Annotated in this window: 5 protein-coding genes; all 5 read left to right on the top strand. The window is 40.9% G+C overall.

Going from position 1 to position 8,775, the window contains the following annotated elements; translation table 11 throughout:
- Positions 1-1,212, top strand: a 1,212-nt coding sequence (gene istA, locus QOL74_RS17470) for an IS21 family transposase (RefSeq protein WP_283410790.1), incomplete at its 5' end; no start/stop codon positions are given.
- The gene (istB, locus tag QOL74_RS17465; protein WP_283410789.1) at positions 1,209-1,934 is read left to right on the top strand and encodes an IS21-like element helper ATPase IstB; all 726 of its coding nucleotides are present in this window, start codon (positions 1,209-1,211) and stop codon (positions 1,932-1,934) included. The genes istA and istB, both read left to right, overlap by 4 nt.
- 282 nt (positions 1,935-2,216) lie before the next feature.
- Positions 2,217-2,633: a hypothetical protein gene (locus QOL74_RS17460; protein ID WP_283410788.1), complete on the top strand. Its 417-nt coding sequence runs from the start codon at positions 2,217-2,219 to the stop codon at positions 2,631-2,633.
- 68 nt (positions 2,634-2,701) lie between these two features.
- Positions 2,702-5,911 (top strand): MrcB family domain-containing protein, encoded by a 3,210-nt coding sequence (locus QOL74_RS17455; protein WP_283410787.1) that lies wholly within the window; start codon positions 2,702-2,704, stop codon positions 5,909-5,911.
- Positions 5,886-8,207 (top strand): restriction endonuclease-like protein, encoded by a 2,322-nt coding sequence (locus QOL74_RS17450; protein WP_283410786.1) that lies wholly within the window; start codon positions 5,886-5,888, stop codon positions 8,205-8,207. Before QOL74_RS17455 ends, QOL74_RS17450 begins: the two co-directional genes overlap by 26 nt.
- Positions 8,208-8,775: the final 568 nt, after the last annotated feature.

Raw genomic sequence — 8,775 nt, 5'->3', positions numbered from 1 at the left:
GCCAGGCGAATCTATCACCGCCTAAAACGTGAAAAAGCCTTTACCGGTGGCGAATCCACCATTCGAAATATTGTCAATGAAATGAGACCTAAACACAAAGAAGCTTTTATGCCGCTGGAATTTGATCCAGGTGAAGCTGCCCAAGTGGACTGGGGAGAAGCAACAGTTTACATCAAAGGCAACAAAACAAAAGTACAGCTATTCTGTTACCGCCCCTGCTACAGTGCAGATATTTTTGTCAAAGCCTTCTATCGCCAGAACCAAGAATCATTTCTGGAAGGCCATGTAGACGCCTTTACCCATTTTAACGGCGTGCCAGGAAAAATCATCTTCGACAACGCACGAGTGGCCGTTAAAGAAGGATTCGGCCTTTACGCCAAGCCCCAGGCTGCCTATCAGGCACTCAGTGCACACTATGCTTTTACGATGCATTTCACCAACATTAACAGTGGAAACGAAAAATCCCTGGTGGAAAACCTTGTGGGTTGGTCCCGGCGAAACATACTGGTCCCAGTACCACGAGTTGAAACCATTGAAGAATTAAACAACATTCTACTGGCCGGTTGTCTGGAGTACCGTCATCATCAAATACAGGGCAGAAGCCAAACCGTGGGTCAGCAGTCAGAAACAGACTGTTTTGCTCTTCACCGACTCCCGGCCTACGTTTTTGACACCAGTAAAAGTGTACCAGCTCGTGTATACGATGACAGTACTGTTCAGTTTGACCGAAACCGTTATTCAGTACCAGTCGAGCTGGTTGGTCGTCAGATAAGCATTAAAGCTTACGGCAATCATATTACCTGTTACCACAATGCAGAAAAAATTGCCCATCACACACGCTGTTATGGCCGATCAGACACTTTGTTTCAGTTGGAGCATTATCTGCCATTGCTGGAACAAAAGCCCCGGTCAGTGTATCATTCTAAACCCGTTCGAAAATCTGCTGCTGTCGAACTATTGGACTGGGGAAAAACCTTTCCTCATGATGCAAAAGATACGGTTAAATTACTAAAGTTAAGTGTTGAGTATGGGGTTAACCGTCTCTTAGCAGTTCGTGACCAATTGCCGGCAGGTATTAAGCCCTCTATCGAACTGGTCAGAAGCGAACTAAATCCGCCCATTGAACCAATGCCACATCTCACTGGGGCTATCTCAGTGAACACCATTGACCTTACGGCCTATGACCGTAAATACAAGGTGGTGGGACAATGAACGGGAAGAAAGAAATCATTGCCCTGTATGCAAAACAACTGCGTATACCCAGCTTTTCACGGTATCAGGAAATCCTACGTCAGAGTGAACAGGTAGGCTATGAAGACTTTCTTGTAGCCATGATGAAGCAAGAGCTGGAATCCCGTCGAATCAATCAGCAAAAACGACGTATTAAAGCAGCTGGGTTTCCACATCAAAAAACATTGGAAGAATTGGATCTAAACCGACTTCTGCACGTTGAAGAGGCCTTCATTCATGAACTGGCCTGCTGTGATTTCATCCGGAATCGGCAAAACATCGTCATGATCGGCAATTCAGGTGGTGGTAAAAGCCACACAAGCATAGCCCTTGGTCTAAAAGCCTGTGAAGCTGGATTTAGGGTAAAGTTCTTTACAGCTGCTACTTTGGCCACCATGTTGGTGGAAGCAAAAGATCAACGAGAGCTGCAAAAGCTTGAAAAGCAACTTAAGAAAGTTGAACTGCTCATCATTGACGAGCTATCATATTTGAGTTTCAACCGCCATCAATCAGAACTCTTATTCAAAGTCATCTCTGACCGGGCAGAAAAAAGCAGTGTTATGATCAGCAGTAACCTTGAATTCTCTAGGTGGACAGAGCTTTTTGAAAATCCAACACTGATTACGGCATTGGTGGATCGACTTACTTTTCGTTCCCACATACTTAACATGAACAATCCGTCTTATCGAATGGAGCAGGGGTGACAGGCTATTAAGTTGCCGCAATTGTGGATTCTATGGATAACTCCCCAAGTGTAGTTACCCACAGAGCCCACAACCGCTTGGACAACGCCTCTGGCGTTGACCACATCTTAACAGCCTTGACGACGAACTTTTTGTTTTACTTTGTCAAAGATCAAAAGCAAAGACAGTAACGAAGCTATTGGCTCATAAATTCGCGAGCACAATGGCTCAAAAATTCATCAGCACGTGGCTCAGAAATTCGTTGACATTCGGAGTTCTAATACCATTGATGCAGATACAGCAATGCGGTTTGAAGAATATCTTGATGTAACAGCTAGGGTTGAGATGATGGCCTATAAAATTATTACAGACCTGGTTAACATGATACAGAGCAATAATCATGATGTTGCGAAGCTTCTTGATATGTTATATGAAATCGAAGATGTGAAAAAGATGATACCCATTGAACATGATAGTTATCGTGAAATGCGAATGAGAAATCAGGACATAGCAAAAGCCACATATGATTTGGTGATTCTTGTATATGAGAGTGGTGGAACATACGATAATAACCGCAGGTTAAAGTGGTCTGAAATAACAGATGAACTGAGTTTTATAATGAATAAGCGGACGGAAGTCATCATTAGATTGTTCCAGGCAGAAGGCATTGATTACCACCTTAATACGGATGGAAGTTTATCCTATTCGATTCAGAAATAGAAGAATTTAGTCAAATTTGTTTTGCTTGCTTTGAATGTTTCCTTTGAGAAGAGGAGGGAGCGATAATAATGGCAAAAGAGTCAAAGAGTTGGTCGAAAAACAAAAATAAGGAGAACCAAATTGCAGTCAAGCGTGTCGATTGGTCCATATTTGAGTACGGTATTCATATCCCACTAGAGTATCGACCTTTTTTTGAAGAAGCGAACATGAATCAACTTGTGCCCATTGGTGGAAGCTCAAAAACTACGATCGTTTTAAATAATGTGGATTATGAGGCAGAGCTAAGAGCAATTAGGCAAACTGGGCAAGATTCTGAAGAAAAATATCATCTCCAAATCCGCTACGATAGTAATCGAGAGCTTAAAAAAGTAATGAAGGATATCTTTGCAAGCAGTTTTTACCACATAATTCGTGGAAGAGTTTCAAAGTCTAATCAGAAAAAAGTGTCCATTCTGGTCCCGGATGAGGAGGCCGAATACATAGAAATTGAAAGAACTAACAAACCCTTCAGATATATTTTTAACGTAAAACCTCGTGAGCATAACTACTGGATATTTCAAGGAAACCCTGGTAAGTATGATATTGTTAGAGCCATAGCAAATAAGCACGTGAAGAAATGGACAGTCACAGCTCATAAGGACAAGATAAAACCAGGTGATAAAGTCATTTTCTGGGTAACTGGAAATGATTCAGGTTGCTATGGATTGGGAAGAGTTGTGTCGAACCCGTATGTCACTGTGGATGGAGAGCAAGAAAGGCATTATTACAAAGATAACGATATAAGTAAAGAAGAGAGTCTCCGATGTGATGTTGAGGTTGAAGTCAACCTGGCATATCAGCCCATTCTAAAGAGTAGCATCTTAGAAAAGCCTGAATTACAAGGTTTCAAAGGAGGAAACCAGGGCACTAATTTTATAGCAACACGTGAGGAGTTTTATTCCCTCATGGACATTGCAATTGAGGCCGGAGCTGGCCTCAACGTGTACCGCTCTTTTTTAGAGCATATTGGCGATGAAAAAGACTTGCGAAACTATCAAAAATCTTACAAGATGGTAATGCTTCTTGAAATGCTGAAGCACATGGATCATGAAGGTAAGATAAAAGCCACTGATTTAGCACGAAAATGCAAGGAGTATTACGAAGGTAGAGTGAACCGCGGATTGTCTCCTGACTATGATGTGAGTACGATTATCTCAAGAATCCAATCTTCTTCGGTGGAGCAAGTGCTGAACCATTTCAAGGGAAACCCATACCAGTCCTTCAGCAAGAATGGCTTTATGGAGTTGGTAGCTGACGAAAACGAAAAGAATGAAGAATATTTCTATCTGCATCAAGAAATCGTCGAGCAATTAAGTGATGATGAAAAAACCAGATTGGTTGAATTATTAGAACAAAAGCTTATATATTACTATGCAAACCAAGGGCAAGTAGACGTTGTTGACAATAACTCGAGTTTTCGTGATCTCTTAGTGGAAATCATGGATCAATATGTTCATGCTCGCGATTACGAACCTTTTGGTAGAAATGAACTTGCACGTAAAATTCGTAAGGATATTACGGATCTTATCGCTGGACAAACATTTATTGATCAAACCATCTATGGTGTGAAAGGAAGTCCGGGGCAAGGTAATTGGGCAAAAATTCCGTGGATAGCAGTTTTTAATCAAGAAATTACCACAACCATTCAAGACGGGGTCTATATCGTGTATGTTTTCTCGGAGGACATGACAAAGCTATACTTGACTCTTAATCAAGGTTATACAAAAACCTATGAACAACTTGGACAAAATGCAACAATAAACCACATGAAAGAACACAGTAGGGAAGTTAGGAAGCTTTTTCAAGGAGCAGATCCATCAATTCAAATGGATTGTGATGTTGAGATTGGGCATGAATACTATGAGAAGGGTACAATAGCTTACAAACTGTATGAAGTCGGTCATTTGCCACCGGATGATGTGCTTTTTTCAGACCTCAAAACCTTTGTCGGTCTTTACGAACAGTATTTCAGGTGGTCTCGGGAAAAGAACCCAGTAATTAACGTTGACCCTCAAACTGAAGAACAAGAAAGAGAGAAGACAGAAGCAGGGGTAGAGGATCCAATGGTCATTCATATTGATTCATACAATTCTGTTGCTGAAGAAATTGCCAGAATAAGTAATTATATCAGCAATAAAGGTTTCTCCTTTGAAAAGGGTCTCGTTGAGAACCTGTATTTATGTTTGAAATCGAAACCTTTTGTTTTGCTTGCAGGCACATCCGGCACAGGCAAAACAAAGCTTATTCGGTTGTTTGCAGAGGCGATGGGAGCAACCGTCAACAATGGCCGGTTTAAAATGGTTCCAGTCAAGCCTGATTGGTCCGATGCCACCGATCTGTTGGGCTATCGGGACTTGAACGGCAATTTCCACCAGGGTGTTCTCACGAACTTTGTGAAAAAAGCTGCAGAAAACCCATTAATACCGCACTTTATGTGCCTTGATGAAATGAACTTGGCTCGGGTGGAATACTATTTTAGTGACATACTATCAATCTTAGAAACCCGAGAGTTTGAAGCTGAAGGTGTAAAGATTCAAACGGATCCTCTTATTCCCTTAGAATACTTGGGCTCGGACTCAGAAGTTATTAACAATTATCGCTACCTTGGACTTCCTGAAAACCTCTACTTTGTTGGTACTGTCAACATGGACGAATCCACATTCCCTTTTAGCAAAAAAGTATTGGACCGTGCCAATACCATTGAATTTTCATATGTGGATCTTAGTCTACCAGATAACCAAGAATTATCAGATGTGCAAGTGAAAACCCTGCCGAACAAATTCTTAAAGAGTGAATACCTGATTCTTAATGATTGTCTTGAAGAAAGCAGCTTTGTGAATGAAGTGGTACAGGAACTGACCATTATCAATGAAAAACTGAAAGCTGCACAGCTACATTTTGGTTATCGAGTAAGGGACGAGATATGTTTCTACGCACTTTACAATAAAGAAAGTAATCTCATAAGCTTTGAAGAGGCCATTGATCGGATGATACTCCAGAAAATATTGCCCCGAATCCAAGGCAGCAGCCCTGCCATAAAGCGAGCCCTACTTGATCTATTTAAAGTATGCATCAACGACACATCAAGTGGGCTTAACCCAGAGAGCATCATTCACCCCGAGATGGAGCAAATGATTAAGACGAACGATGATGGAAAGGCATATATACAATCAGCCGTAAAGCTCACTTACATGATGCGGAGGTTTGAAGAAGATGGCTTCACCTCATTCTGGATCTAATGTTGAGAAGCTGGTTAGCATCACAACTGAAGCATTTGATATTACCATAAAAGGGAAACCAGTTCATCCAAAATATGAGAAGCTTCGAACCAGTGATGCACAATCAAAAATGCGGATAACCAGCAAGATACCTTTTCAGGCGGATGTTTTTCATCCGTCTATGGATGCTGAGGAAAAAGAAGAAAAGCAGACGTATTATGGCCAATACCAAATAAGACCCTGTTTTTTCGAAGAACAATCTTATGAACTGATTATTGAGAAGAATGGATTTCAAGAGATCGACTTTTGGCATGAGAGCCAGTTAATTCGGCGACAGGTTCAACCGGTGGGTAATCGTGGACGTTTGATGACGGGTATACTTAACTTTGGTTCAGAAATTGGTTACACTGAATTGGTTATTTTGGCAGACCAAAAAGAAACCATGAAAATCAAAATAGAGGTTTTTCCATCAAAACTGGACTATCAGGACGATTATTATTCATTGCTTGAAGATGTGAACTGCGAAATCCATAACTTGGCGTTCGAATTTTTGAAAAAGACATACCAGCTTGCATCGCCCAACCAATACGTTGGTAATAGCTTAGCCGAGTATTACCATATGCTTCGCCTGATTTTTGAAAAACTCATGAAGAGTGTGGATTACGTATTGCAACGGCCACACCATATTTTACATGAAGAAGTAGAAGTGGTTCCATTCCATAAAATTAAGCGATCCCATGGGAAAACACTCCGGTGGATTGAAAAGAACTCTCATTATTTAGAGAGGGTGAAACACCAGTTAATTCCTCAAAAAGCACTCTCAGTTCAAAAACGCATCTCATTTGACACTTACGAAAACCGATTTGTTAAATTTGTTGCAACGTCGGTGAAACGAAAAATCGATGCAATTCTTCGGAGATATGCTGCCATCAATCGAGAAAAAGATCCCTTGGTAATCCAGCTTTTAAGCGGGATGACCAAAGAGGTGAATCAGCGGTTGGAGTTCTCAGTTTTACGCGAGGTGGGAAATCTTCATACAGCCCAATCACTTTCACTTGTGCTGAACATGGCGCCTGGTTACAAAGACATCTACAAGTATTACCTGATGCTCCAAAAAGGTCTGTCGGTCAATGGAGAAATCTATCAGCTGTCCATGAAAAATGTATCAGAGCTTTATGAATACTGGTGCTTTTTAAAGCTAAATGGTTTGATGGTCAATAGAGACTACGAGCTTATTAAACAAGACTGTATAAAAGTTGATTATTCTGGATTGACGGTTAATCTTATAAAAGGTGTTAGTTCAACTGTTCAGTACCGTGTGCCTGCAACAGATGAACGCATCAGAATTACATACAACCCAAGCAACAAGAGCATGCCCACAGTTTCACAGCGTCCGGATAGCATCTTATCCATTGAAAAGAACGGTTCACAAAATGAGTACGAGTACATTTTCGATGCAAAATACCGCATTAATCCTGCCATCGAGGACACATCATATTACCGAGCTTATCGCAACCCGGGTCCGGAAGAAGAAGATATTAACACCATGCATCGATATCGAGATGCCATTGTGACGAAGAATCGTCATAGTGAAGATGTTTTCCATCACAGAATGTATGGTGCCTATGTGCTATTCCCTTATCGAGAAGAACAACTCTATCAACAGCACCGTTTTTACAAAAGTATTGAAGAAGTTAACATAGGTGGTTTGCCTTTTTTGCCTGGTGCCACGAATTTGGTTTCCGGTTTGATCAAGGATTTGGTCGAAAGTTCATCAGATACCGCCTTTGACAAAGCGGTTCTACCAATAGGCGTTTATGACTACCTGGAAAGAATTGATTTTGAAGATCGCAATGTGTTGGTAGGGATGCTAAAAAGCATTGAGCAATTCAACAAGTGCATGGAGGAAAATTTTTATTACATTCCAAAGAAACTGGTTGCTGATCAGCGACTTAACATCAAGTATATTGCCCTGTATCAATCCATCAACTTGTTTAACGGCAATGCGGGGATTCGCTTTACAGGAGAAATTGAAGCCCTGAAAGAGCTACCGCGTCACGGCATCATAGAATTGCCTTCTCATTCAGTCGAAATCTATTACTATTTCAAAATCAAAAAATGGATGGAACTTCCTAATCCTATCCGGATCGAAGGTGCAGGAACCAGGAGTAACTTCTATACCAATAGACGATTGTTGGATGTTTCAGAGGTGGTTTCAGAGCTTTACTGTAAATCAAAGGAGCAGTTTCGTGGTTTAAGGGAGAGTGAAAGAGAAAGAAGGTTTGGATTGATTGGTAATCCAGATGAACAAGAATGATTTTGCGGTAATGATGAAAGAATGAGGAGGAGTGTAAATTATGGCGTTTATTGGAAAAAGCAATGGTTTAGCAATGGAAAAAATTACAAAACTCGAGTTCATGATGATGTTGAGTGGACCTACACCTCTTTCAAAGATGATCAATCGAATACGATTCTTCAAATTGATACCTATGGAAAAGGGACAAGAAAAATGCAAGGTCGAGTAAGTCAGTCAATTCAAATGGATAAAGAAAGTGCATTGTTAATTAAAAACATCATTGAGTCGACATTTTTGGACATATAGTACGACGAAATATATGCTTGGAGGAAATGACTTTATGACCTGGCACCGGCAGACGTGCCTCTACTAGAGGTGTTCAAGGGGAAAAACCTATGGACTGATGAGGAGGCCTCTTATGAAATTCGGCATGAGAACCCCAAACGGGCAATATCCAACAAGATTTTCAAGAAGATTACCTTCGGCCTATTTGGTGTGATTAAGAAGCTATTCAAGCAAAGGATGAGAAAGAGACTGTGCGAATCATTATCTCTCCTGCGAAAACTATGAACACAGCCAATGATTTCAT

The sequence above is a fragment of the Anoxynatronum buryatiense genome, from assembly GCF_900182905.1.
Lineage (GTDB): Bacteria > Bacillota > Clostridia > Peptostreptococcales > Tindalliaceae > Anoxynatronum > Anoxynatronum buryatiense.
The sequence above is the reverse complement of the archived record's forward strand: the minus strand, read 5'-3'. Positions and strand labels throughout refer to the sequence as shown.